At 72.8% G+C, this 21,318-nt stretch carries 32 protein-coding genes and 1 pseudogene; 25 read left to right on the forward strand and 8 right to left on the reverse strand.

Annotated elements, in window-relative coordinates:
- Positions 1–103: 103 nt before the first annotated feature.
- The 4 genes and pseudogenes from D4B81_RS09375 to D4B81_RS18820 all read right to left on the reverse strand — a co-directional run.
- The gene (locus D4B81_RS09375) at positions 104–436 is read right to left on the reverse strand and encodes a PRC-barrel domain-containing protein (RefSeq protein WP_097186706.1); all 333 of its coding nucleotides are present in this window, start codon (positions 434–436) and stop codon (positions 104–106) included.
- Between the two features lie 97 nt (positions 437–533).
- A complete protein-coding gene (locus tag D4B81_RS09380; RefSeq protein ID WP_237565919.1) occupies positions 534–1,424 on the reverse strand; it encodes a Sir2 family NAD-dependent protein deacetylase in 891 nt (296 codons plus the stop codon).
- Positions 1,425–1,535: 111 nt separating this feature from the next.
- Positions 1,536–1,964 carry a hypothetical protein gene (locus tag D4B81_RS18815; protein ID WP_237565920.1) on the reverse strand — a complete coding sequence of 143 codons (429 nt, stop codon included), beginning with the start codon at positions 1,962–1,964 and terminating at the stop codon, positions 1,536–1,538.
- 136 nt (positions 1,965–2,100) lie between these two features.
- Positions 2,101–3,165: pseudogene (locus tag D4B81_RS18820) on the reverse strand (patatin-like phospholipase family protein); the annotation flags it as partial.
- On the opposite strand from D4B81_RS18820, the gene D4B81_RS09390 reads away from it, so the two are divergent.
- From D4B81_RS09390 to D4B81_RS09400, 3 genes are read left to right on the forward strand one after another with little or no spacing between them, the layout of a single operon-like run.
- Entirely contained in the window at positions 3,076–4,083 is a 1,008-nt protein-coding gene (locus D4B81_RS09390; protein WP_237565921.1) for a helix-hairpin-helix domain-containing protein, read from the forward strand. The pseudogene D4B81_RS18820 and the gene D4B81_RS09390 sit on opposite strands and share 90 nt — an antisense overlap.
- Positions 4,076–4,972, forward strand: coding sequence for a ComEC/Rec2 family competence protein (locus D4B81_RS09395; protein WP_122262172.1), 897 nt, complete (start codon positions 4,076–4,078; stop codon positions 4,970–4,972). The genes D4B81_RS09390 and D4B81_RS09395 overlap by 8 nt, the downstream gene beginning before the upstream one ends.
- A gap of 32 nt (positions 4,973–5,004) precedes the next feature.
- Positions 5,005–6,468, forward strand: a complete 1,464-nt coding sequence (locus D4B81_RS09400; RefSeq protein ID WP_161965090.1) for a recombinase family protein — start codon at positions 5,005–5,007, stop codon at positions 6,466–6,468.
- Here the strand turns inward: D4B81_RS09400 and D4B81_RS09405 are convergent.
- The 4 genes from D4B81_RS09405 to D4B81_RS09420 form a co-directional block, all read right to left on the reverse strand.
- Complete coding sequence (locus D4B81_RS09405; protein ID WP_122262174.1) at positions 6,452–6,685, reverse strand: DUF3263 domain-containing protein; 234 nt, start codon at positions 6,683–6,685, stop codon at positions 6,452–6,454. The two genes, D4B81_RS09400 and D4B81_RS09405, sit on opposite strands and share 17 nt — an antisense overlap.
- Complete coding sequence (locus D4B81_RS09410) at positions 6,676–7,110, reverse strand: ImmA/IrrE family metallo-endopeptidase (protein ID WP_122262175.1); 435 nt, start codon at positions 7,108–7,110, stop codon at positions 6,676–6,678. Before D4B81_RS09410 ends, D4B81_RS09405 begins: the two co-directional genes overlap by 10 nt.
- Positions 7,111–7,149: 39 nt before the next feature.
- Entirely contained in the window at positions 7,150–7,611 is a 462-nt protein-coding gene (locus D4B81_RS09415) for a DUF2335 domain-containing protein (protein ID WP_202613639.1), read from the reverse strand.
- A 197-nt stretch (positions 7,612–7,808) separates the two neighbouring features.
- Positions 7,809–8,318 (reverse strand): helix-turn-helix domain-containing protein, encoded by a 510-nt coding sequence (locus D4B81_RS09420; RefSeq protein ID WP_122262176.1) that lies wholly within the window; start codon positions 8,316–8,318, stop codon positions 7,809–7,811.
- Positions 8,319–8,597: 279 nt separating this feature from the next.
- Here D4B81_RS09420 and D4B81_RS09425 point away from each other — a divergent pair, with 279 nt between their 5' ends.
- The 22 genes from D4B81_RS09425 (at position 8,598) to D4B81_RS09520 (ending at position 21,318) form a co-directional block, all read left to right on the forward strand.
- A complete protein-coding gene (locus D4B81_RS09425) occupies positions 8,598–8,858 on the forward strand; it encodes a helix-turn-helix transcriptional regulator (protein ID WP_122262177.1) in 261 nt (86 codons plus the stop codon).
- Positions 8,855–9,013, forward strand: coding sequence for a hypothetical protein (locus D4B81_RS18070; RefSeq protein WP_161965091.1), 159 nt, complete (start codon positions 8,855–8,857; stop codon positions 9,011–9,013). Before D4B81_RS09425 ends, D4B81_RS18070 begins: the two co-directional genes overlap by 4 nt.
- 84 nt (positions 9,014–9,097) lie before the next feature.
- Complete coding sequence (locus D4B81_RS09430) at positions 9,098–9,616, forward strand: hypothetical protein (protein WP_122262178.1); 519 nt, start codon at positions 9,098–9,100, stop codon at positions 9,614–9,616.
- A complete protein-coding gene (locus tag D4B81_RS09435; RefSeq protein WP_122262179.1) occupies positions 9,613–9,927 on the forward strand; it encodes a hypothetical protein in 315 nt (104 codons plus the stop codon). The genes D4B81_RS09430 and D4B81_RS09435 overlap by 4 nt, the downstream gene beginning before the upstream one ends.
- 2 nt (positions 9,928–9,929) lie before the next feature.
- Entirely contained in the window at positions 9,930–10,241 is a 312-nt protein-coding gene (locus D4B81_RS09440; protein ID WP_122262180.1) for a hypothetical protein, read from the forward strand.
- Positions 10,238–10,429, forward strand: a complete 192-nt coding sequence (locus D4B81_RS09445) for a hypothetical protein (protein WP_122262181.1) — start codon at positions 10,238–10,240, stop codon at positions 10,427–10,429. The genes D4B81_RS09440 and D4B81_RS09445 overlap by 4 nt, the downstream gene beginning before the upstream one ends.
- Entirely contained in the window at positions 10,426–11,373 is a 948-nt protein-coding gene (locus D4B81_RS09450) for a hypothetical protein (protein WP_122262182.1), read from the forward strand. Before D4B81_RS09445 ends, D4B81_RS09450 begins: the two co-directional genes overlap by 4 nt.
- A 1-nt stretch (position 11,374) precedes the next feature.
- Complete coding sequence (locus D4B81_RS09455) at positions 11,375–12,448, forward strand: recombination directionality factor (protein WP_122262183.1); 1,074 nt, start codon at positions 11,375–11,377, stop codon at positions 12,446–12,448.
- A complete protein-coding gene (locus D4B81_RS09460; RefSeq protein ID WP_122262184.1) occupies positions 12,448–13,200 on the forward strand; it encodes an exonuclease domain-containing protein in 753 nt (250 codons plus the stop codon). The genes D4B81_RS09455 and D4B81_RS09460 overlap by 1 nt, the downstream gene beginning before the upstream one ends.
- Positions 13,197–13,481: a hypothetical protein gene (locus tag D4B81_RS09465; RefSeq protein ID WP_122262185.1), complete on the forward strand. Its 285-nt coding sequence runs from the start codon at positions 13,197–13,199 to the stop codon at positions 13,479–13,481. Before D4B81_RS09460 ends, D4B81_RS09465 begins: the two co-directional genes overlap by 4 nt.
- Entirely contained in the window at positions 13,478–13,936 is a 459-nt protein-coding gene (locus D4B81_RS09470) for a WhiB family transcriptional regulator (RefSeq protein ID WP_237565922.1), read from the forward strand. Before D4B81_RS09465 ends, D4B81_RS09470 begins: the two co-directional genes overlap by 4 nt.
- The gene (locus D4B81_RS09475; protein WP_122262186.1) at positions 13,933–14,421 is read left to right on the forward strand and encodes a hypothetical protein; all 489 of its coding nucleotides are present in this window, start codon (positions 13,933–13,935) and stop codon (positions 14,419–14,421) included. Before D4B81_RS09470 ends, D4B81_RS09475 begins: the two co-directional genes overlap by 4 nt.
- Entirely contained in the window at positions 14,418–14,687 is a 270-nt protein-coding gene (locus D4B81_RS09480) for a hypothetical protein (protein WP_122262187.1), read from the forward strand. The genes D4B81_RS09475 and D4B81_RS09480 overlap by 4 nt, the downstream gene beginning before the upstream one ends.
- Positions 14,688–14,702: 15 nt before the next feature.
- The gene (gene ssb, locus D4B81_RS09485; protein ID WP_122262188.1) at positions 14,703–15,257 is read left to right on the forward strand and encodes a single-stranded DNA-binding protein; all 555 of its coding nucleotides are present in this window, start codon (positions 14,703–14,705) and stop codon (positions 15,255–15,257) included.
- 59 nt (positions 15,258–15,316) lie between these two features.
- The gene (locus D4B81_RS09490; protein ID WP_122262190.1) at positions 15,317–15,664 is read left to right on the forward strand and encodes a hypothetical protein; all 348 of its coding nucleotides are present in this window, start codon (positions 15,317–15,319) and stop codon (positions 15,662–15,664) included.
- A 144-nt stretch (positions 15,665–15,808) separates the two neighbouring features.
- A complete protein-coding gene (locus D4B81_RS09495) occupies positions 15,809–17,224 on the forward strand; it encodes an AAA family ATPase (RefSeq protein WP_122262192.1) in 1,416 nt (471 codons plus the stop codon).
- Positions 17,225–17,600: 376 nt separating this feature from the next.
- Positions 17,601–18,158: a RuvC family protein gene (locus tag D4B81_RS09500; protein WP_202613640.1), complete on the forward strand. Its 558-nt coding sequence runs from the start codon at positions 17,601–17,603 to the stop codon at positions 18,156–18,158.
- An 11-nt stretch (positions 18,159–18,169) separates the two neighbouring features.
- On the forward strand, positions 18,170–18,412 hold the full coding sequence (locus D4B81_RS09505; RefSeq protein WP_161965092.1) for a hypothetical protein: 243 nt from the start codon (positions 18,170–18,172) through the stop codon (positions 18,410–18,412).
- Positions 18,405–18,560 (forward strand): hypothetical protein, encoded by a 156-nt coding sequence (locus D4B81_RS18075; RefSeq protein ID WP_161965093.1) that lies wholly within the window; start codon positions 18,405–18,407, stop codon positions 18,558–18,560. Before D4B81_RS09505 ends, D4B81_RS18075 begins: the two co-directional genes overlap by 8 nt.
- On the forward strand, positions 18,557–19,294 hold the full coding sequence (locus D4B81_RS09510; protein ID WP_122262196.1) for a hypothetical protein: 738 nt from the start codon (positions 18,557–18,559) through the stop codon (positions 19,292–19,294). Before D4B81_RS18075 ends, D4B81_RS09510 begins: the two co-directional genes overlap by 4 nt.
- Before the next feature lie 192 nt (positions 19,295–19,486).
- On the forward strand, positions 19,487–19,999 hold the full coding sequence (locus tag D4B81_RS09515) for a helix-turn-helix domain-containing protein (protein WP_122262198.1): 513 nt from the start codon (positions 19,487–19,489) through the stop codon (positions 19,997–19,999).
- Positions 19,996–21,318 (forward strand): PBSX family phage terminase large subunit, encoded by a 1,323-nt coding sequence (locus D4B81_RS09520; RefSeq protein WP_122262200.1) that lies wholly within the window; start codon positions 19,996–19,998, stop codon positions 21,316–21,318. The genes D4B81_RS09515 and D4B81_RS09520 overlap by 4 nt, the downstream gene beginning before the upstream one ends.

The following is a 21,318-nucleotide window of genomic DNA, read 5'->3' on the forward strand; positions in this document are numbered from 1 at the left end:
CTGGCGGGTCGCCCCCAGGCCGGCTGCCTCCGGCCGGCGACCCCCCGACCCACAGCGCCGCCCTGCTCGACCGGGGCGGCGCTGTGCTGCCCGCCCCGCCTCCTCAGGCCGACGGGGCAGGCCCGTCGTCCATGCGGTAGTAGATGTAGAGGTCCTGCTCGTCGTCCTCGGACAGGTGCCCGTCGGCGAGGATGTCGGGCGCGCCCTTCACCTTGTCCGTGCTGTACGGCACCTGGATCTGTCCCTCGCGCACCTCCGCGGTCGACATCGGCACGAAGACCTTGCGCCCGGCGAACCACCCCGCCCGCACGGTGAGCCACGCGGGATCGCCCGTGCGGTTGTCCAGGTAGACCTCGCCCAACGTCCCGATCTTCTCGCCGTCCTGGTCCAGGATCTCCGCGTCGTAGAGCGTGTTGAGCTCCTCGTTCGAGATCATCCGCGACCTCCTCACCGCCGGTGCGCCACCCGTGCGGCGCCTCGCGGCACAGCACACCACACCGATCCTCCGCACGCCAGCATCGGCGCACCGGAGGTCACGGCCCGAGCAGGTCCTCCACCAGCCGGGGCAGGACGTCCCCCAGGAGGCTGTCCAGGTGCACGAGCGGCTCCCCCTCGCCACGCGTCTCACCCCGGGTCACCACCGCCACGGGTATGCCGAGGCGCGCGGCCCTCCGCACGAACCGGTAGCCGCTCATCACCCGCAGCGAGGACCCCAGCACGACGAGCGTCGAGGCGTCCTCGACCATCGCGAACGCCTGCTCGACCACGGGCCGGGGCACCGACCCCCCGAAGAAGACCACGTCGGGCTTGAGCCGGTCCCCGCCGCAGACGAGGCACTTCGGGGCGCGGAAGAGCTGGGCCGCCCCGGGGTCGATGACGACGTCCCCGTCCGGGCGCACCTCACCGGAGCTGGCGGTGCGCGCGAGGAAGCCGGGGTTCGCGACGTCGAGCCACTCCTGCACGTGGGCACGGGACACCGGCTCCCCGCAGTCGAGGCAGGTGACCCGGTCGAGGCTGCCGTGCAGCTCGAGCACCTCCTCGGCCCCGGCCCGCTGGTGCAGCCCGTCGACGTTCTGGGTCACGATCCCCTCGAGGAGGCCGGCCTCCTGCAGCCGGGCGACCGCGACGTGCGCGGCGTTGGGGCGGGCGCTCGAGAAGCCCGTCCACCCGGCGAACGCCCTCGCCCAGTAGCGTTGCCGCGCCTCCGCGGAGCCGACGAACTCCCCGTGCTGCATAGGCTGCACCCGGCGTCGGCCGTCGGGACCCCGGTAGTCGGGGATGCCGGACGCCGTGGACATCCCGGCCCCGGTCAGCGCCACCACCCCGCCGTCCCCGACGAGGCGGCGCAGCACGGCATACCCCTGCTCGTCCACGTCCGAGCCCGGCGGCATGGTGTGCTCCAGCGGCACCGGCCCAGCACTCACGCGTCCTCCTCCTCGTCCGGGCACGCCCCGCCCCTGCCGGGGGTCGGGCCTCGCCCGACAACGGTACGACGTCGTCCACCGGGTCGGTGCCCGCGCTCCAGGGCGGACGGGTCAGCGCCGCCCCAGGGCGGTGATCCGCTCCGAGCCCGCGAGCAGGTCGGCCGCCCTGGCCTCGTCCGAGACCTGCGGGTGCGGCGGGTCGACGGGTGCCTCGAGCGCCACGGACGCCGGGCTGTGGCGCCGCACGGAGGCGTCGGAGACGACGTACCCATGACGTTCGAGGACCATCCGCTCCCCCGGGGCGAAGGCGTCGAGGTCCGTCCGCACCCGGTTGATCGCCGAGACGAGGGCTGCGGGGTAGCACCCCGCCAGCCCCGCCTCGGGTCCGTGGCCCGGGACGGCCGAGACGGGGTTGGGCGTCTCGAGCGACCACGTGGCGCCGTCGAGGAGCCCGGCCGAGAAGCTCGCCCGCAGCCAGCGCAGCCGGGTCGTCTGTCCCCCGTTCGCCGCGATCGAGAGCAGGTGCCACAGACGCCCCACCGGGCAGCTCGTCGCGCGACCGCGGAAGACCGCCCCCCCCCCCCCCGTCGCTCACGAGCACCGTCGCGTGGTCCGACCACACCTGCTCGAGCCCGTAGTTGTCGTAGAGCCCGCCGTCGGCCAGCTCCACGCGGCGCAGGATCGAGGCGCGCGCCTCCGGCGCCTCGTCGAGGTCGGGGACGCCGCCGGTCAGCCCGAGCGTGCGGCCGTACAGGGAGAACGGCGCGAACCACGGAGGGTGGGCGCAGGACGCCGCGACCGCGTCGACGATGCGCAGTCCCGGCGGCGGCGCGGCATACCCCAGCCGGTGGTCGCCGACCCGCCCGCGCGGCGCGGCGGAGCGGGCGTCGGCGAAGACCCAGGAGACGCCGTAGCCGGTCTCGGTCGCGCCGGTGAGGATGACCGGCCCGCCGCGCCGGTGCTCGCGCAGGTCCGTCCCCCACCACGGCACCGCGCGCTCGAGCTCGTCGGCCAGGACACGGGACGTCACGTCCGGACGGCCCCAGGCGTGGGGACGCAGCCGGGCGAGCATGGCCGGGGTCCGCACGTTGCGCCCGGTGAGATGGCGCAGCGGCTCGGCGACGAGCTCCTCGATCCCGCCGACGCGCGCGGGCGCCCCGAGCGGGTCGGGCCACACGAGGTCGGGGTGGGCGAGCAGGTTCGCGACGACCGAGCCGCCGGAGACCGCGGAGATCGTGCGGAGCCGCCCGAGGATCCCGAGCTCGTCGAGCCTGCGGACGGCGCCGAGGTGGAAGAGGGCGGCCCGGAAGCCGCCGCCCGAGAGGCACAGCGCCGTCCCGGTGCGGGGACGGCGGGCCGAGGGTCCGTGGTGCGCGGTGGCCCGGGCCGCCTCCAGCTGGGCCGAGGCGAGGTCGGCCGAGGCCGAGGGCGGGTGTCCTGGTCCGTGGTGGAGCACCCTGCCACGCAACCGTGCACCGGTGACGGGAGGATGAATACCGCGCCGACCTGCGGGCGGCCAGCAGGTGACACGTGACCGACGGAGGCGTCCGCTGGTGGGTGACCGTCCACACGCCGAGGGTCGGCGCGGTGACCGTCCACAGCCTGGGCGCAAGGCCTGTCGGTCGCTGGGACGGGCTCCTACGGTCGCGACATGACCCGCGTCGCACCTGATCCTGACGACGAGCCGGACCCTCTCGCCGGCCTCCTGCGCGACCTCCGCGCGGACGCCCGCGTGTCGCACGGTGCGCCGGACGCAGCCGGCCCGGCGCCCGGGGCGGACCCTCCCGTTGCCCCCGACCTCGGCGACGGGGGTCGGCACCGGCCGTCACCGGTGCGGTTCGTCTCGCTCCCGCCGTCGTTGCGCTCGGTCGACCTCGGCGTGGGGCTGCGCGCCGTGCGCGGGATGCTCGTCGTGGCGGTGGTGGTGACCCTCGTCCTGGGCGGCCGGTGGGCCTGGGCGCTCCGCGAGGCGTCGCCGACGACCGGCGAGGTCGTCGGCCCGGTCGTGGCCGGACCCGGTGCGCCCGACGCTGTTGCGGTGGAGGAGAGCGGTCCTGGCACGACCGTCCCGCCGGTGGACCCCGTCGCGGCGACGGCGGGCGACGGGCAGGGGTCCGTGGCTGCAGGCGGCTCCGCCCCGTCGACGGTGACGCCCGCCCTCCTGCTGGTGCACGTCGCGGGGCGGGTGGGTGACCCCGGGGTGGTGGAGGTCCCCGCCGGCGCGCGGGTGATCGACGCGGTGCACGCTGCTGGCGGCTTCGCCGAGGACGCGGACCAGGCCGCCCTCAACCTGGCGCGCCCGGTGGTCGACGGCGAGCAGGTGTGGGTCGGGCGTCCCGGCGAGGCCGCTCCGGCGCACGCCTTCCCGCCAGGTATGCCGCCGGGCTCCGCCGGCGGGTCCGGCGCCGGCGGCGGTGGCGGTGGCGGCGGGGCTGGCGGCGCTCCCGGCGTGGGTGCCGGGACGCTGCTCGACCTCAACGCGGCGACGCAGGCCGACCTGGAGGAGCTCCCGGGCGTCGGCCCGGTGACGGCCGGGCAGATCCTCGCCTGGCGGGACGCCCACGGTCGTTTCACCCGGGTGGACGAGCTCCTCGAGGTAAGCGGGATCGGCGAACGGACGCTGGAGCGGCTCGAGCCGCTGGTGACCGTCGGTGGCTGACCGGGGGCGCGGCACGGCCCCGGACGATCGCGTCCCCGACGTCGGGCGCGCGGGCGGGCGTGACGAGCGGCTGCCCGTCACGCGGCTGGACGGGCGGTTGCTCGTCCCCGCGCTCAGCGCGTGGGCGGTGCTGACCGCCCTCCTCCCGCGGCCGGTCGAGGTCAGCGCGGGAGTGGGGCTGGCCTGCCTGGGCCTCACCCTGGCCGCGGCGGGCTGGCGGCGCGCGGCCCGGTCGCCACCCCGGCACCGTGCCCGCCCGGCCGGCCCGGGCGTGCGCGGCCTCCTCAGCCTCACCCTGGCCGCGACGGGCCTGGTCTGCACCGGCGCGTCCGCCCACCTCGCCACAGACCGGGCCGGCCCGGTGGGTGCGTGGGCGCAGGAGCGTGCCGTCGTGTCCGTCGAGGGGGTCGTCACCACCGAACCGAGGGTGGTCAGCCGCGGTGACGAGCGGACCGACCTCGTGGTCCTGCACGCGCGGTTGTCCGTGGTGCGAGGGCGCGGGGTCGTGTCGGCCGTCCGCACCCCCGTGCTGGTCATGGCGAACGCGGGCGAGGGCTGGGAGGACCTCAGCTGGCGCGGGTCGGTCCGCGCGACCGGGCGGCTGCGTCCCCCGGAGCCCGGGGAGCGTCACGTCGCCGTGCTCACCCCCGTCGGCGCCCCGCAGCAGCGCGCGGAGCCGTCCGGCCTGCTGGCCGGGGTGGACCACGTGCGGGACCGGTTCCGCAGCGCGGTGCAGCCGCTCCCCGCGGACGCCCGCGGCCTCGTGCCCGGCCTCGTCATCGGCGACACCTCCCTCACCCCGGAGGACCTGACGGAGGCGATGCGCGCCACCGGGATGACCCACCTGTCGGCCGTCAGCGGGATGAACGTCCGTCGAGGAGATGTGTAGGTATGTCGGAGCCGATGTGTACACCTGTTCGCATGCGAGCCCTGATCTACGCCCGTGTCTCCCTCGACCAAGCCGAGGGCCGCTCGGTCGTCGAGCAGGAGACCGAGTGCCGCGCCTGGGCCGCCCGGGAGGGGTGGACCGTCACCCGGGTCATCACCGAGACCGGGTCCGCCTCACGGTACGCCCGCTCCACCGGTGCCCGCACCCGCTGGCCCGACCTCGTCGCCGCCGTCGCCTCCGGCGAGCACGACATCCTCCTCACCTGGGAGGCATCCCGCGCGACCCGCCAGCTGGGCGAGTACGCCCAGCTGCGCAACCTCTGCGACCTCCACGGCGTGCTCTGGGGGTACTCCGGCCGCACCTACGACCTGCGCAACCCCTCCGACCGGTTCGCCACCGGCCTGGACGCCCTCATGTCCGAGGACGCCTCGGCCCGCACGTCCGAGCGGGTGCAGCGGGCCGTGCGCGCGCGGGCCAGGGAGGGTCGCCCCCACGGGAAGCTGCCCTACGGTTACCGGCGCGAGTACGACCCGACGACGGGGCGGCTGCTGCAGCAGGTCCCCGACGAGGACCAGGCGCCGGTGGTGCGGGAGATCTACGCCCGCGTCCTCGCCGGCGACAGCCTCTACGGCATCGCGAACGACCTGACCGCCCGCCAAGTCACGCCGCCGCGGCCGCCGACGAAGAGGCACGACCGCAAGCAGGAGTGGCTCTCGATCACCCTGCGCAGGATCGCCACGTCGCCGACGTACGCGGCCCGCCGCACCCACCGTGGCGTCGTGGTCGGCGACGCCGACTGGGAACCGCTCGTGCCCCTCGAGGACTGGGAGCGGGCCGTCGCGATCCTGACCGACCCCGCCCGGGCGACCCGCACCGGTGACTCGACCTCCCGCCACCTCCTCGCAGGCATCGCCCGGTGCGGCAAGACCGACGAGGTCGGGGCACAGTGCGGGGCCGAGCTGCGGCACCTGCGCAACCGCGGCCGGTGGGGCACGTACGGGTGCGCCCGGCAAGGCTGCTACGGCGTGGCGATCGCCGCCCCCCATCTCGACGCCTTCGTCCGTGACGTCGTCCTCACCCTGCTCGAGCAGCACCGCGACGCGCTCGCCGCCGGCGTCGCCGACACCGGACACGACACCGAGCTCCACACGGCCCGGACGCAACTGCAGGACCTGCGGGCCCGCCTCGCCGGGTTCGTGACCGAGGCCGGTGCGGGAAGGCTCTCCCCCGCCACACTGTCCGCCGTCGAGGCCGACCTGGCGCCCCGCATCGCCACGGCAGAGCGCGACGTCCGCCGGCTCCTGCTGCCGCGCACCCTCCCCGACCTCACCGAAGCCGACCCTGCCACCTGGTGGGACTCGCCGTGCACCGACATCGTGGCCCGCCGCCAGCTCGTGCGGGAACTGGTCACCGTGACCGTTCGCCCGGCAGGCAGGGGCAACTGGGGGAAGCGGGGCCTCGACGACACCCGCGTCGACGTCACCCCCCGCTGGTGAAGCGCGACCCCCGGTCCCGGCGACGGCGCAGCTCGAGCAGCGCAGCTGGTTCCGCCTCCCACGCCTCCGGGTCGGAGATGAGCTGGTTGAGCCGCTGCCACGTCCGGGTCAGGCTCTGCCCCGACGCCCACGTGAGCGCCTCCAGCTCAGCGCCGGCATCACGGTAGGTGCCGGCGGCCGCACGCACGATGGCCCGGTCGACGTCACTCAGTGCCATCCGTGGAGCCCGTCCACGCGCGCAGTGATGATGGCCTTCTCTGCCGGGTGCAGGTGCGCCGGGTCGAGCCTGGCCTGCAACGTCGGCTCGTCGACCCACAGCTCCTCGGCGGCCTGGTCGAGGTTGCCGCGGGCCCAGACGATCGCGTCGGCGAGGGTGTGCGGGTCGGGGATGAGCCGTCGGGCCGCCGCCGCGTTGACGGACGCCTCGACGGCAGGTGGCTGGCAGCCGCGGTGCCCCCTGCGGATGTGCTCGAGCTCGTGGGCGAGGGTGCAGCGGCGTTCGACCTGGCCGAGGCTGTGGTCGAGCCAGATGCGGGTGCGCCCGTCGTTGACGCCCCAGACGCCCGGGTGCAGCTCGCGCCAGTGAAGGGCGACGTGTGTCAGCGTCCGCAGCTCACGCCACGGGTGATAGTGGATCCCCATGCCCGGAGACCGTAGACGCGGCCACCGACAGTGGCGGGCTCACTCCTCGTCGGTCAGGCTGGCGTCATCGCCGGGCCGTCCCCGCCACGCCTCCATGAGCCTTGGGAGCAGGGCCGCGACGACACCGATCGCAGTGATGGCTGCGACCGCGTCTAGCCCCTGCCATGCGAACCAGGCGGCCATGATCGCCAGCGCGTAAGGCAAGAGCCCCAGCATCCAGGTGGCCACCACCGTCGAGTGAGACTCAGCATTGACCAACGTCCGACGGTCACTCTGCTGGCTCGTCATCTCCTGCTCGGCCATCGACACGATGCGGTCAGCCAGGCCGGGGAGAATCTGCTCGTAGTGCCCCAGCTGAGACGGGTCGGGGAGCGGCCCCGAGTGGGAGTAGGAGAAGGACCTCCCCAGCTCCAGACCGGTCAGCTGACGCGCGTTTGGATCGCCTTCTGGGTCGTAGATGACCCCATGGCGCGGCTCATCGACTTGCCGGTAGCGCTCCACGCTACGTTCACCAGATTCTGGTTCTCCACCTGCTTGCGGCGCTTTCGGATGATCGTCTTGCTGCCGGTCGCCGACAGGAATCGACCTGTCTTCACGCCTCGTCGCACGGTGGTCAACATGGTCCCCTTCCTTGCCATTCTCCGACGGTACCCCAGGACCCTGAGTGCTGTCAGGACCGTTCGGGCCACTAGTTTTGCTCACGATCCGTCCCCGTCTCGATCCTGCTCCTCCCGCGCTCGCTGGGCGCGAGACTTCCTGCCGGTGGTCCGGGCGGCCACGTCGGCCGGCGGCGTCTCGTCGACGTCGCCGACCCTGGCGTGAAGCTCCGTCACGTTGCTGGTGGGGGCGGGATGCTGTGCATTGCCCATCACGTCCTCTGTGCCGAGTCCGACCCCCAGCCTGTCGGCCAGCGCCCGGACGAGCTGCTCGTCGGTCGCAGTGGACAGGTCCGTCTCCCGGCGGACCGCGTCCAGGTCGTAACCCATCGCCTCGAAGGCGACGGCCGTGACCGTGGACTCGCTGACCCCGAACGCCCTGGCGATCGCCTGCAGCGTCTCCCGCCGAGGAACCGCCGGCAGGAGCTCGCGGTCGTCGCCCAACATCTGCGACACCCGCTGCCGGGTCAACCCACTGCTGCGCGCGAGCTCGGACTGCTGCCAGCCACGGGCATCCATCCCGTCCTGCAGGTACCGACGCAGCGCGTGCATGGGACGACGTTCTCCTACCGGCTCGGGTGCCGGCCACTCCTCCGTGCCGGACGTGTCAAGCAGGTTAACCGGTACATACCCCGTATTACCGTCAAGCAACCTGCGACACCTCGAAACCGCAGGTGAACGGTGAAGTGCAGAAGCACATTCGTGTGATCCGTTGACACGATGACAAGCGTTGTGCAACTATCTGTCATGTACCGCTTGACAACCAGGACGAGGGAGACCACGATGAGGACAGAGGCGTACAGGCGCCGCCGCAACGCGAGAGGACGATGGATGAAGCTCAAGGACCGCGAGCTGCTCCTGGAGTACATGAAGCTCGGCGACTTCTCCCAGGCTCGGCTCGGCCGCTACGCCGGCGTGAGCCGCCAGTTCATCAACCAGCTCTGCACGGGGGAGCGCACCACCTGCACGCCTGCGGTCGCCGACCGCATCGAGGAGGGCCTGCGCGTGCTCCCCCACACCCTTTTCGCGCCCAACAAGTCGCACGACACCGGACGTCCTGGCAAGCGTCGGACGACAGTGACAGCGGCATGAGCACCCCGACCGCTCCCGACTCCCCCGGCGCCCGTGTGGCGGCACGCCTCATCGCCGAGCGCGGACCGCTGCCGGACCACCTCATCACCTCGATCGCCGCCCGCATCCGCAGGTCCGTCACCGAGCACCGGGCCACCGGCCGCAAGCCGGCCTGACCCACCCCCTCCGCAAGCCGGAGCCCCCGGCCATCCGACAAGACAGACCAGGGGCTCCAACTCTCACAGAAAAGGTATCCCGAGATGGGAACCGTTCCCAGCACCGACACCATCACCGGCTACACCTACACCGGCCCGCCGCTCACCCGGCCCCAGGTCCAGGCCTTGCGCGACATCGCCAACGGCATGTGGACCATGGTCAACCCAACCCGCGAGCGAGCACTCCACGCACGCGGCCTCACCGACTGCATCGGCGGCCCGAACGGCGCACCCAGCCTCACCCCCCTCGGCCGGGCGGCCCTGGCCGAGGCCGCGCACGCCGCCTCCCACACTCCCCCGGCAGTACCCCCCACCGCTCCCCACGGTGGCGCCGGGGTCGAGGCCCCGGGTGAGGCGGTGGCGGCTCCCCCGACCGCCCCCGCCTCCCCGGGGTTCACCCTCCCCTCCGGCTACACCCTCACCGGCGTCACCCTCAACGACGCCTTCGCCGTCGGGTTCGCCCGGCAGACCATCGCCGGAGTCCTGCGCCGCGGCAACCTCGCCCCCGACGAGGCGACCCGCCTGCGCGACGCCCTCGCCGTGCTCGAGGCGGTGTCGGCATGAACCGCCCGCCCACCGTCACCGCCCAGGTCGGCCAGAACGGCCACCCCTACGTCGAGGTCACCCCCGACGGCGACGCGGTCGTCGCCCAGGCCAAGGACCTCCTGGCCTGGCTGCGCGCCAACCAGCGCGCCACCGAACGCATCCTCGAAGCCGTCCACTACCGCACCGGCACCGACGCCGCCGCCGCGGTCCTCGCCGCGTGGCTGCTGGACGCCACCACGGTCCAGCTGGGCGTCGACGACGCGGACGCCCTGGCCGACGCCCTGCGGGACGCGGCCCACCCCACCCACCTCGCCCGCAAGGGAGCTTGACCATGCACGCCACCACCACCCCCGCGACGACCGCGGCCGACCTGCTGCGCTGCGCCCTCGACGACGCACCTGACCTGCAGGTCACCCGCGACGAGGACGGTATGGCCACCCTCCACGTCCTGACCGAGGGCTGGGGCACCCCGTCCTGGTTCGCTCACACCCTGCCCGAGGACAAGGCGCTGCGCCTCGTCGAGCTGCTTCTGGCCGCCGCACCCCACCTCGCCGACCTGCTCGACACCTCTGGCGGCGACGTCGACCCGGCCGCGATGTACCGCGTGAAGCAGGCCGTCGCAGAGGCGGGTGAGTCGCGGTGACCCTCGCCGACCTCGCCGACGCCCTCGTCCGCACGCTCCTCTACAGCGCCGGAGCCCTCGCGCTCCTCGTGCTCCTGGCCGCCGCGTTCGCACCGCGCGCCCACAACAACGACACCACCCACGCCGACCTCTCACCGCTCGACATCCTCGACGGCGTCGGCACCACCGAAGGACGGCACAGCCGATGACCTCCCCCAGGCACGCCCTCGACACCGGCGACACCGGCAGGTACTACCTCCACCCCGTCACCGGACAGCAGCTCGTCTCCGTCACCAACGTCCTGTCCACCGCCGTCGCCAAGCCCGCTCTCGTGCCCTGGGCCGCCAAGATCACCGCCGAGAAGGCCCTCGACCTCCTCCCCGCGTTCGTCCATGCCGCCCTCGTCGCACCGTGCAAGCCCCGCCGCGTCGCCGACGAGTGCGGCACCTGCACCGACTGCCTCGTCAAGGCCGCCAAGCGCGAGGTCAACCTCGTCAAGGAGAAGGCCTCCGACCTCGGCACCCGCATCCACCACCACGCCGACGCCCACGTCACCGGCGCCCAGCTCGAGCACGACGAGGAGGTCGAGCCCTACCTCGAGCAGTACCTGCGGTTCCTGACCGACTTCGACATCGACCTCACCCGCGACGTCGAGGCCGCCGAGCTCACCGTCGCCCACCCCAAGCTGGGACTGGCCGGCACGCTCGACCTGCTCCTGCACCTGCGCCTGGACGGACGCACCAACGACGGGCGCGTCAAGGCGCTCCCCGAGGGCCAGCGGGCCCTGTGGGTCGTCGACATCAAGACGTCCGCGACCAAGTCCGCCACCACGGTCTACCCCGAGATGGCGCTGCAGCTGACCGCGCTGCGCCACTGCACCGAGGCGTGGCTGCCCGACGACACCGTCGCGCCGATGCCCGCCCCCATCAAGGGTGCCGCCGTGCTCAACCTGCGCACGAACGACTACGCCCTCATCCCGCTCCCCTCCGGCACGCCGGAGTGGACCGCCTACCGCGGGCTGCTCGCCGGCACGCAGTGGCTGCACGGCGAGCACACCAAGGACGTCCCCCGCATCACCCCCACCGGGGCGCCGGTCGCCAAGGGCACCACCACCAGGACCAAGAAGAGCAGTACCGACGGAAAGGCGGCATGACATGCCGATCATCAACATCCAGCGCCGCATGGCCGAGCAGGGCAGGATCCGCCTGGGGGTGAAGGCCCCGGTCGGCACCAGCGGAAAGACCCGCCCCGCCAAGCTCTCCACGTTCCGCTTCACCTCCCCCAACGCCGGCCTCATCGCCGCGATCGCCGAGCAGTACGGCGGCACCGCCCGCCCCTGGGACAACGGCGGCAAGCCCGAGCACGAGGTCATCACCGACGCCACGTCCGTCCCCGTCATCGTCACCAAGGGCGGCCTGTCGCAGTGGATGGAGACCTGGTCCGGCGGCGGGTGCGTCCACCGCTGCGACGGGGAGCGCAACGTCCTCACCGACGAACCGTGCGACCCGCGCGACCCCAACCACGTCAACGCCAAGCCCACCACCCGCCTCTCCGTCATGCTGACCGAGATCGAGACCCTGGGCGTCTGGCGCATGGAGTCCCACGGGTGGAACGCCGCCGCCGAGATCCCCGCCATGGCCGAGCTGGCCATGCACGTGGGCGACCTGGTCCCGGCCAACCTGCACCTCATCGAGCGCCGCGCGATCCGCGACGGCAAGACGTCCCGGTTCGTCGTGCCGGTGCTCGACCTGCAGGTGACCAAGGCCCGCCTCGTCGAGCTGGTCGGTGGGGTCGGTGGCCAGCCCGCCCTCGACGCCCCCGCCCAGGAGCGTCCGGCGATCGAGGCGCCGCGGCCCGACTACGCCGCGATCGCCGACACCATGCTCGACGTCGACTCCGTCCGCGACCTGTGGAAGCAGGCCGCCGAGGCCGGCCACCTGGACGAGGACCTCAAGGACACGCTCCTGGAGCGGGTGCGCGCGCTCACCCCCGCGGCCCCCGTCGACGAGCCGGTCGATGCCGAGGTCGTCGAGGACGCCCCGGCCGACCCGGAGGCCGACCGTATGGCCGTCTGGCAGCAGCTGCTCGCCGCCGCCGGCGCCAAGGGTGCCAGCCAGAGCGACGTGACCCAGGACGTGGAGTTCATTACCTCCAAGCTCCTGCACGAGTGCACCGCCGAGGACCTGCGCGGCGTGCTCGCCACCTACGCCACCGGCGAGGTGGCGTGATGTCGTGGCACACCGGCCGTCTGGCCCTCTTCGACCTCGAGACGACGGGCGTGGACTGCCACCGCGACCGCATCGTCACCGCCGCCATCATCGAGGCCGGAGGCGGCGCACCCACCCGCACCTCCGACTGGCTGCTCAACCCCGGCATCCCCATCCCCGCCGGCGCGGCTGCCGTGCACGGCATCACCGACGAGCAGGCCGCCAGCGGGTCCGACCCCGCCGGGGCTGTCCACGAGATCGCCGCGCACCTGCTCGAGCTCTCCTCGCAGGGCTATCCGATCGTCGGTCACAACGTCACCTACGACCTCACGCTGCTCTGGGCCGAGTGCGCCCGTCATGGGCTGGGGTTGTTCGTGGAGCAGCTGCAGCGCATCGCCCCGGTCGTCGACACGTTCGTCCTGGACAAGTGGGTCGACACCTACCGCAAGGGTTCCCGCAAGCTCGTCGACGTCGCCAGGCACTACGGGGTGGCCCTGGCCGAGAGCGACGCCCACGGCGCGGCCGCCGATGCCCTCGCCGCCGGCCGGGTCGCCTGGCACATCGCGGCCAAGTACCCCGGCGTCCAGATCCCGCTGGCGGAGCTGCACCAGCTGCAGGTGGAGCAGAAGCGCGCCCAGGCCGAGTCTTTCGGGCGCTACCTGGCCAAGCAGGGCAAGACCGACGACGTCGCCCGCGACTGGCCCATCCAGGCACCACCCCCCGGCTGGTCGCCCGACCAGCTGCCCACCCCCCGAGAGGACGCCGTCGCATGAGCACGACACTGGACACCGCCCACCGTGCCGAGGTCTACAGGTCCGGACTGACCCGCCGCTGGCGGTGGCGCCTCATCGCCCGCGCCAACGCCGAAAGGGTCGCCACCTCCTCGCAGGCGCGCGGCTACACGCGGCGCACTGACGCGATCGCCGCCCTGGCCGGGACGACCGGCACCCGGTTCGTGCAGCGCCAGGACGGTACGCAGGTGCTCGGCGTCCTCGTCGGGCTCACCCAGGACGGACGCCCACGGCAGATCTTCGTCAGCGAGGTCGTGCGGTGAGCACCGCGACCGTGGCCATGCACCCCGTCCTGTGCGAGTGCGGCTTCGAAGGCACCCCCCAACCCCACCCCTCCACCGCCGCCCAGGTCCTCACCCGCCACCGCCAGACCAAGACCCACGCCCGCGCCATGAACGAGCAGGGCACCGACACCCACGCCGACCGCATCCAGGCCGTCCTGGAGGAGCTGCACACCGAGTACGGGCCCGGCCCCGGCGACTGGACCCGCGACGCCCTCTGCGCCCAGGTCGGCGGCGACCTCTGGTTCCCCGCCAAGGGCGGCGGCACCAACGGCGCCAAGACCGTCTGTGCACGCTGCCCCGTCGCGCAGGCGTGCAGGGACTACGCGATCGCCACCGGCCAGCAGCACGGCATCTGGGGCGGCATCAACCCCCGCACCATCGCCGCCGCACGTAAGAACACCCCCACCCCGACGAAGGAGAACAGCGCAGCATGACCACCACCCCAGCCCCACCGACGTTCATCCAGACCCCCGTCGGCCTCGCCTGCCCAGCCCCCGGGTGCAACCGCACCTACATCTACAAGGGCGCAGCCGAGAAGCACTGGCAGGCCAACCACCAGCCCTCCACGAACGGCCACCAGGGCGAGCCTGACCCCTTCGACCTGGACCGCCTGGCCGCCCTCATGGACGAGGTCGAGCAGGAGAAGAACGCCGAGCAGGACGACGGCGACCAGCCGCAGTACGAGGAGGACGAGCCGGAGGCCGCGCGCGGCTGGGACGCCCCGCTCACCCTCCTCACCCCTCACGAGGTCCTCGAGCGGACCTGCCACGCCGACGTCGACCGCGTCCTCGCCACCGCCGACGCCGTCGTCGGACTCACCGACGCCCTCATCCGCCTCGTCCACGCCGGCTACGACCGCGCCGACGCCCTGCAGATCGTGCTCGACCTCATCGACAAGCTCGACGGGGCGCCAGCGTGAGCACCACCACGACGACCAAGGCCCGCCGCATCGACTACGCCGCCCTCATCGAGGACGTCGAGTGGCTTATCGAGACCCGCGAGCACCCAGCCATGATCGCCGCCCGCACCGGCTTCACCACCCCCGCACTCCACCAGGCCCTACGCCGCGCCGGGCGCCGCGACCTCGCCACCTACTTCAACGTCGAACAACGCGCCACCTACCCCCGCGAGCACAACAACACCGGCCGGGACACCCGCACCACCACCCGCGGCACCGCCGCCTGACGAAAGGACCCACGCATGTCCAACACCATCACCATCACCGGCAACCTCGCCGGCGACCCCGAGCTCCGCTTCACCCCCGGCGGCGACGCCGTCGCCAACTTCACCGTCTGCGACACCCCCCGCCGCTACAACCAGGCCACCAGCCAGTGGGAGGACGCCGGCGACACCCTCTTCCTGCGCTGCGCCATCTGGCGCGAGGAGGCCGAGCAGGCCGCCCAGACCCTGGTCAAGGGCCAGCGCGTCACCGTCACCGGCAAGCTCAAGCAGCGCTCCTGGCAGACCCCCGAGGGCGAGAACCGCACCGTCGTCGAGTGCGACGCCGAGTCGATCGCCCCGCACCCGAAGAAGGGCGCCCAGGGCGGTCAGCAGCAGAGCCCCGGCGGCTTCGCCCAGCGCACCCAGGCCGCACGCGTCCACCAGGCCACCTCCGGCTCCGACCACCTCGCCCAGCCGGCCTACCAGCCCACCCCCGGCGGGAACCGGCAGCAGGCCGAGCAGCCCCTGCCCGTCCGGAACGGCGGCGGCTGGGGCGGCCAGCCCCAGGGCGCCTACGAGGACCCGCCGTTCTGACCGCCTCACCCGACGTCGCATTTAGTCAAACCGCCCCACCCCCACCCAAGGAGAAGCACATGACCAAGCTCGCCAGCGGACTGCCCAAGGGCGACGGCAACGGCCTCGACGCCCTCGCCCGCAACCTCATCGACTCCCCCCACGAGATCCACGTCGTCGTCGCGCTCGTCGACTGCAAGAAGACCACCACCGACAACGACGACGGCACCGTCGAGCCCACCGCCCGCATCCGCCGCATCGAGGCCATCACCGAGGCCGACAAGGAGCTCGCCGCCAAGATGCTGCGCCGCGCGCTGGAGAAGCGCACCGGCAAGACCGTCCTGCCATTCGACCTCGAGGAGGACATGCGCGCCGCGTTCGGCGACATCCACTTCGACCCATCCACGGGCGAGGTCCAGGGCGACTGACCGCCCCCAGCCCGCCCGGGACCCACCCCAGCCCCGGGCGGGCGAGAGGCAGCCAGACCACCCACGACCCCCCACCCCTGACGGAAGGGCCGCACCGATGACGCGCCAGCACCACCCCACCACCGCCCGCGCCGAGGGCGACCGGTGAGCGTGACCACCCTCCACGCAGGCCCACCACCGGCCCACGACCGCAACCCCCCGGGCAACGACGCCTACGAACGCGCCGCCCTCGGCGCCGCCCTCGCCTACCCCCGCGGCTACCCCACCCTCCTGGCCGAGCACACCACCGCAAGCCTCTTCTACCAACCAGCCCACGAGAACATCTGGCACGCCATCAGCGCCCTCGCCGCCAGGTCAGCCCCCATCGACCCCCTCACCGTCGGCGAGGAGCTCCGCCGCACCAAGACCCTCACCCGCTCCGGCGGCCAGACCTACCTGCACCAGCTGCACGCCGAAGCACCCCAGCCCGAGGTCGCCGCCTACTACGTCGCCGAACCCGGCACCGGCCTGCACGCCCTCGCCGCCCGCCGCCGCGCCCAGAACCTCGCCCTGCGCCTCCTGAACGCCAGCGACGACGCCAGCTGCGAACCCGACCAGCTCCTCGCCACCCTCCGCGAGCACCTCGACGCCGAGACCGCCCGCGACGTCCACGGACCCACCCTGCCCGGCACCGACGTCGACACCTTCCTCGCCCAGGCCGACGACGACCACTACGACTGGCTCATCCCCGGCTTCCTCGAACGCCAGGACCGAGCCATCCTCACCGCCGGAGAGGGCGTCGGCAAGTCCACCATGCTCCGCCAGTGGGCCGTCCAGACCGCCGCCGGCATCCACCCCTTCACCGGCGAGCACCACACCCCCGCCAAGGTCCTCCTCCTCGACCTCGAGAACTCCGAACGCCAGACCCGCCGCAAGCTCCGCCCCCTGCGGATCCAGGCCGGCGCACACCTCGACCCCGCCAACCTCGTCGTCGTCTGCAAGGTCGACGGACTCGACCTCACCACCGACACCGACGCCACCTGGCTCTCCCGCCTCGTCAGCCACCACCAGCCCGACCTCCTCATCACCGGACCCGTCTACAAGCTCGCCGGCGGAGACCCCACCCGCGAGGAGGACTCCAAGCCCGCCGCCATGGCCCTGGACCGCCTCCGCGCCGAGCACGACCTCACCCTCCTCATCGAGGCCCACTCCGCCAAGGCCAACGGCGGCGGCAAGCGCCCCAAGGAGCCCTACGGGTGGTCCGGGTGGCTGCGCTGGCCCGAGTTCGGCCTCAACCTCTCCGAGGAGGGGGACCTCACCCACTGGCGCGGGATGCGCGACGAACGCGACATCCCGATGCATTTCAACAGGGGCGGCACCTGGCCGTGGAATCCCGTTATCAATGTCGCGGAAATGCGGTGGATGCAAATCCAACGGGTCATTCAGGACGCGCCGAAGAAACTCACCCAGCGTGAAATAGCCGACGCCACAAAGATCCCCCAGGCGACCGTCTCCCGGGTCATGGCCGAGCACGCCGGCGAGGTCACCGTCCTCAACCACCGCCACGAGCTGGAGGGCTGACCGGCGATGCCCCACGGTGATCTGATTCACATGATTCACGCTGATTCACAGACCGTGAATCAGCGGCCTGACCTGCGGAAACGCCCCCGTGATTCAAAACCGGCCAAACCCGTGAATCAGCCCCTGACCTGCACAAACACCCGAAACCACCCCGGAAGGGCCGTGAATCAGCCCACCGGCCGCAAGCCCCTGACCTGCGCAAACACCGATCTTGATTCAGTGATTCATGAATCACCCCTACGGGGATGCGCACCTGCGGGCGCGCACCCGGGGGCGTGCATGCGCGTGCTCGCGCGCACACGCACGAGGCAGCGCCAGGTCGAGCAGCTGCACCGAGCACCCCGCAATGCATTCACGCACCGGAAGGAATAGCAGCATGAGAATCCTCGCAATAGACCCCGGCAACACCGAGTCCGGGTGGTGCGTCATCGACGCAGACACCCGAAAGCCGATCGAGTTCGGCAAGACCGAGAACTACGAACTGCTCGACCGCATCCTCGACGAGGACCTCGGCCAGCACCGGACCGTGATCGAGATGGTCGCCTCCTACGGCATGGCCGTCGGCGCCGACGTCTTCGAGACCTGCGTCTGGGTCGGCCGCTTCCTCCAGGGCCACGGGCTCGCCCAGAACGTGGTCGAGCTCGTGAAGCGCCAGCCCGTCAAGGTTCACCACTGCCACTCCGCCAAGGCCAAGGACACCAACATCCGCCAGGCCCTCGTCGATCGCTTCGCACCCGGCCAGCCCAACCACGGCAAGGGCACCAAGGCCGAACCGGGATGGTTCCACGGCTTCCGCGCCGACGTCTGGCAGGCCTACGCCCTGGCGGTCTACGCCGCCGACACCATGGCGGCCGAGGTGCCGAACGGGCCCGAACGTTCGCCGGGAGGGGCGCGCGTGGGTGGTCGGTTGCTGTACGGGGCGGCGGGGCTGTGAGCGGCTGCGAGGTGCGCACCCTGGCGGACGGCAGCACGGTGCGCGTGAACGGCAGCATCGACCAGGACCGGCTGGAGGAGCTGGCGGCGAAGGTCCGGGCGCACGTGGACAGCCGGTGCCACGACGTCGGCCCGCACGAGATGCCACAGATCGCGCAGAGCATCCACGGGCGTCGCACCTACTGGTGCGACGAAGACCGCGGCCATGAGGGTCCGCACCGCTGGGCAGGGTTCGAATGGACCGCCGATGAGTGACGCCTCCGTCCTGCGCGCCGCCGCCGCCGTCGTCGAGGTCCGGGCCCTGGTCCACCCGCACCTGCGGGCCGTCGCCAACCGGCTCCTCGCCATCGCCGCCGACCTCGACGCCGAGACCCCCGACCCACCCGAGGAGGACCACCCGTGAGCCTGGACACCCTGCCCCTGTCGCTCGTCCTCGACGAGACCGCCACCACCTACGAGACCGTCGCGGCCCTGCCCACCGTCGTCGAGCGGGTCGCCGTCGCCCGCCTCGCCGGCAAGCCCGGGTCGAAGCCACCCCCGGGCGCGGCCGACCTCCTCGACGCCGACGAATACCACCGCGGCCTCGCCGCCGTCGACGAGTGGGCCCTCTTCCTCGCCCACGTCCTCCTCGACGAGCTCGACGGCCTCGGCGCCCTGCCCGACACCACCCCAAGCCGGCTGCGCCTCGCCTCCCGCTGGGCCGAGCACCTCGAGCACCACGGCGACGCCCACCTGCGCTACGCAATCGGCCTGGACGCCCGCGAGCACCTGCTCACCCTGCGCCGGCTGTCGAAGCGTGGCACCAGGGTCGTGCGCACCGCGAGCCTGTGCCTGGACACCGCCTGTCGCGGCGAGTACGTCGCCACCATCACCGGCCCCGAGGTCGACGGCGACCTCGTCTGCTCCGGATGCGGGTCACGCATCCCCCGCGAGCAGTGGCAGCGGTGGGGGTCGCGCACCGAGTGGGTGACGCCCGAGCACGCGGCGCACCTGCTGGGCGTCTCCCGGGTGGCGGTGTGGCAGCGCGCGGCCCGCGAGGGTTGGCGGCGCACGGGGACACGCCGTGAGGTGCGGTACCACCGGGAGGACGTGCTGGGTGCTACCGTGTCAGCCATGCAGGGGACAGGTGTCTCCTGACCCAGCCCCGACCGCGTGAGCGTCGGGGCTCCTTCTTTCCCCCCCCGGATCTGCCCGCCGGTGCCGCCCGAGGCGTCACCCCCTGCCGCGCGAACCGGGATTGGACGCCCGCTGCATCGTGCGGACACCGACCCGGAGCCGAGCACCGGCGGGCACAACCCCCCCACCCACCCACGCGAGGCGGTGAGGACGATGGCCGCTCCCCGCCGCTGGACCCCCGCCGACGACGACACCCTGCGCGCCCTGCACGCCCAGGGCAGGACCCTGCACGCCATCGCCGGCGAGATGGGCCGTGGCAAGGCCACGATCTCCGCCAAGGCCGCCGAGATGGACCCGCCGCTGTCGTGGGCGCGCGACCAGGTCGCCAACGCCACCCAGGCGAAGGTGGTCGACGCCAAGGCCCGCCGCGCCGACGTCAAGCTGCGCCTCCTGTCCCGCGCCGAGCACCTCCTGTCCCGCCTCGAGGCGACCGAGTTCACCACCCTCGTCCCCGACGGCCCCGGCGTCCAGGCGTCGAAGACGCTGCCGTTCGTGCCGCCCGACGACGAGAAGGCACTCTCCGGTGCGCTCGCGTCCTACCTCGCCTCCTACGACCGCCTCGAGAAGCTCGACGGCGACAACGGGGTGGCCGACGCCGTCGGGATGCTCGACAAGATCGCCGACGCGATCAAGGCCGCCGCCGCGACCATGCCCGACCCGGCATGACCGCCCTCGTCACCGCCACCGCGGTCCTGTCGGCCGTCCTGGCCGGCCTGTCCCCCAAGCAGGTCTGGTCGATCGCCCGGGCCGTCGCCCGGGTCAATCTCTGGACGGGCAGCATCCGCTCCGGCAAGACCATCGCGTCCCTGCTCGCCTGGCTCATCTTCGTCTCCCACGCCCCCCGCGGCGGCGAGCTCGTCGTCGTCGGCCGCACCCGCGAGTCCATCGCCCGCAACGTCTTCGGACCCCTCACCGACCCGACCCTCTTCGGGGTCCTGTCCCGGCAGGTGTCCTACACCGCCGGCGCCCCCACCGGGAAGATCCTGGGCCGCACCGTGCACGTCCTGGGCGCCTCCGACACCCGCGCCGAGATGGTCCTGCGAGGCCTCACCGTCGCCGGGGCCTACGTCGACGAGGCCACACTCGTCTCCGAGGCGTTCTGGACCCAGCTCCTGGGCCGCATGTCCGTCCCCGGGGCCCGGCTGTTCGCCACCACGAACCCCGACGGGCCTGCGCACTGGCTGAAGCGGCAGGTGGTCGACCGCGCGACCGAGCTCGGCTACCAGGTGTTCCGGTTCCGCCTGGCGGACAACGCCCACCTGGCCGCCGAGTACGTCGCCCAGATCAGTCGCGAGTTCGTCGGGCTGTGGTACCGCCGGTTCATCCTCGGCGAGTGGGTGCAGGCCGAGGGTGCCGTCTACGACACCTGGGACCCGGCCCGGCACGTCGTCACCGTCGACCAGCTCCCCGTCATGGACCAGGTCCTGCTCGCCGGCGTCGACTACGGCGACGTCCACCCCACCCGCGGCTACCTGCTGGGCCTGGGCCCGGACCCCGTCAACGGCGGCTACCGGCTCTACGTCCTGTCCGAGTGGGCGCCCGGGCGCATGACCATCGGCCAGCACTCCACCGACCTGCGCCGCTGGCTCGCCGAGCAGCCGCAGGCGTGGCGGGACCCGGCCTGGGTCGCCGTCGACAGCGCGGCCGCGTCCTTCAAGCACCAGCTCTTCCACGACGGCATGACGAACGTGCGCAACGCCCACAAGAACGTCCTGGCCGGGATCCGCACCGTCTCCGCAGCCCTGGCCGTGGACAAGCTGGTCGTGGCCGACACGTGCACCCACCTGATCGAGCGTCTGCCCGGGTACGTGTGGAGTGACAAGGCGGCGGCGCGTGGGGTGACGGAGCCGGTGAAGGCGGCTGACGACGAGGTCGACGCGCTTAGGTACTGCGTATACACCTCTCGCCATGACTGGCGTGACCTGATCCCGTTGACGCCGGCCGACGACGCCGACCAGGACACCGAGGACGGCGCGGCAGCCTGA

The organism is Ornithinimicrobium cerasi, assembly GCF_003702705.1.
Lineage (GTDB): Bacteria > Actinomycetota > Actinomycetes > Actinomycetales > Dermatophilaceae > Ornithinicoccus > Ornithinicoccus cerasi.

Coding starts and splice junctions, on each gene's coding strand:
- D4B81_RS09375 (WP_097186706.1), bottom strand. CDS start 436: ATGATCTCGAACGAGGAGCTCAACACGCTCTACGACGCGGAGATCCTG.
- D4B81_RS09390 (WP_237565921.1), top strand. CDS start 3,076: ATGACCCGCGTCGCACCTGATCCTGACGACGAGCCGGACCCTCTCGCC.
- D4B81_RS09400 (WP_161965090.1), top strand. CDS start 5,005: ATGCGAGCCCTGATCTACGCCCGTGTCTCCCTCGACCAAGCCGAGGGC.
- D4B81_RS09405 (WP_122262174.1), bottom strand. CDS start 6,685: ATGGCACTGAGTGACGTCGACCGGGCCATCGTGCGTGCGGCCGCCGGC.
- D4B81_RS09410 (WP_122262175.1), bottom strand. CDS start 7,110: ATGGGGATCCACTATCACCCGTGGCGTGAGCTGCGGACGCTGACACAC.
- D4B81_RS09420 (WP_122262176.1), bottom strand. CDS start 8,318: ATGCACGCGCTGCGTCGGTACCTGCAGGACGGGATGGATGCCCGTGGC.
- D4B81_RS09425 (WP_122262177.1), top strand. CDS start 8,598: ATGAAGCTCAAGGACCGCGAGCTGCTCCTGGAGTACATGAAGCTCGGC.
- D4B81_RS18070 (WP_161965091.1), top strand. CDS start 8,855: ATGAGCACCCCGACCGCTCCCGACTCCCCCGGCGCCCGTGTGGCGGCA.
- D4B81_RS09430 (WP_122262178.1), top strand. CDS start 9,098: ATGGGAACCGTTCCCAGCACCGACACCATCACCGGCTACACCTACACC.
- D4B81_RS09435 (WP_122262179.1), top strand. CDS start 9,613: ATGAACCGCCCGCCCACCGTCACCGCCCAGGTCGGCCAGAACGGCCAC.
- D4B81_RS09440 (WP_122262180.1), top strand. CDS start 9,930: ATGCACGCCACCACCACCCCCGCGACGACCGCGGCCGACCTGCTGCGC.
- D4B81_RS09450 (WP_122262182.1), top strand. CDS start 10,426: ATGACCTCCCCCAGGCACGCCCTCGACACCGGCGACACCGGCAGGTAC.
- D4B81_RS09455 (WP_122262183.1), top strand. CDS start 11,375: ATGCCGATCATCAACATCCAGCGCCGCATGGCCGAGCAGGGCAGGATC.
- D4B81_RS09460 (WP_122262184.1), top strand. CDS start 12,448: ATGTCGTGGCACACCGGCCGTCTGGCCCTCTTCGACCTCGAGACGACG.
- D4B81_RS09465 (WP_122262185.1), top strand. CDS start 13,197: ATGAGCACGACACTGGACACCGCCCACCGTGCCGAGGTCTACAGGTCC.
- D4B81_RS09475 (WP_122262186.1), top strand. CDS start 13,933: ATGACCACCACCCCAGCCCCACCGACGTTCATCCAGACCCCCGTCGGC.
- ssb (WP_122262188.1), top strand. CDS start 14,703: ATGTCCAACACCATCACCATCACCGGCAACCTCGCCGGCGACCCCGAG.
- D4B81_RS09490 (WP_122262190.1), top strand. CDS start 15,317: ATGACCAAGCTCGCCAGCGGACTGCCCAAGGGCGACGGCAACGGCCTC.
- D4B81_RS09500 (WP_202613640.1), top strand. CDS start 17,601: ATGAGAATCCTCGCAATAGACCCCGGCAACACCGAGTCCGGGTGGTGC.
- D4B81_RS18075 (WP_161965093.1), top strand. CDS start 18,405: ATGAGTGACGCCTCCGTCCTGCGCGCCGCCGCCGCCGTCGTCGAGGTC.
- D4B81_RS09515 (WP_122262198.1), top strand. CDS start 19,487: ATGGCCGCTCCCCGCCGCTGGACCCCCGCCGACGACGACACCCTGCGC.
- D4B81_RS09520 (WP_122262200.1), top strand. CDS start 19,996: ATGACCGCCCTCGTCACCGCCACCGCGGTCCTGTCGGCCGTCCTGGCC.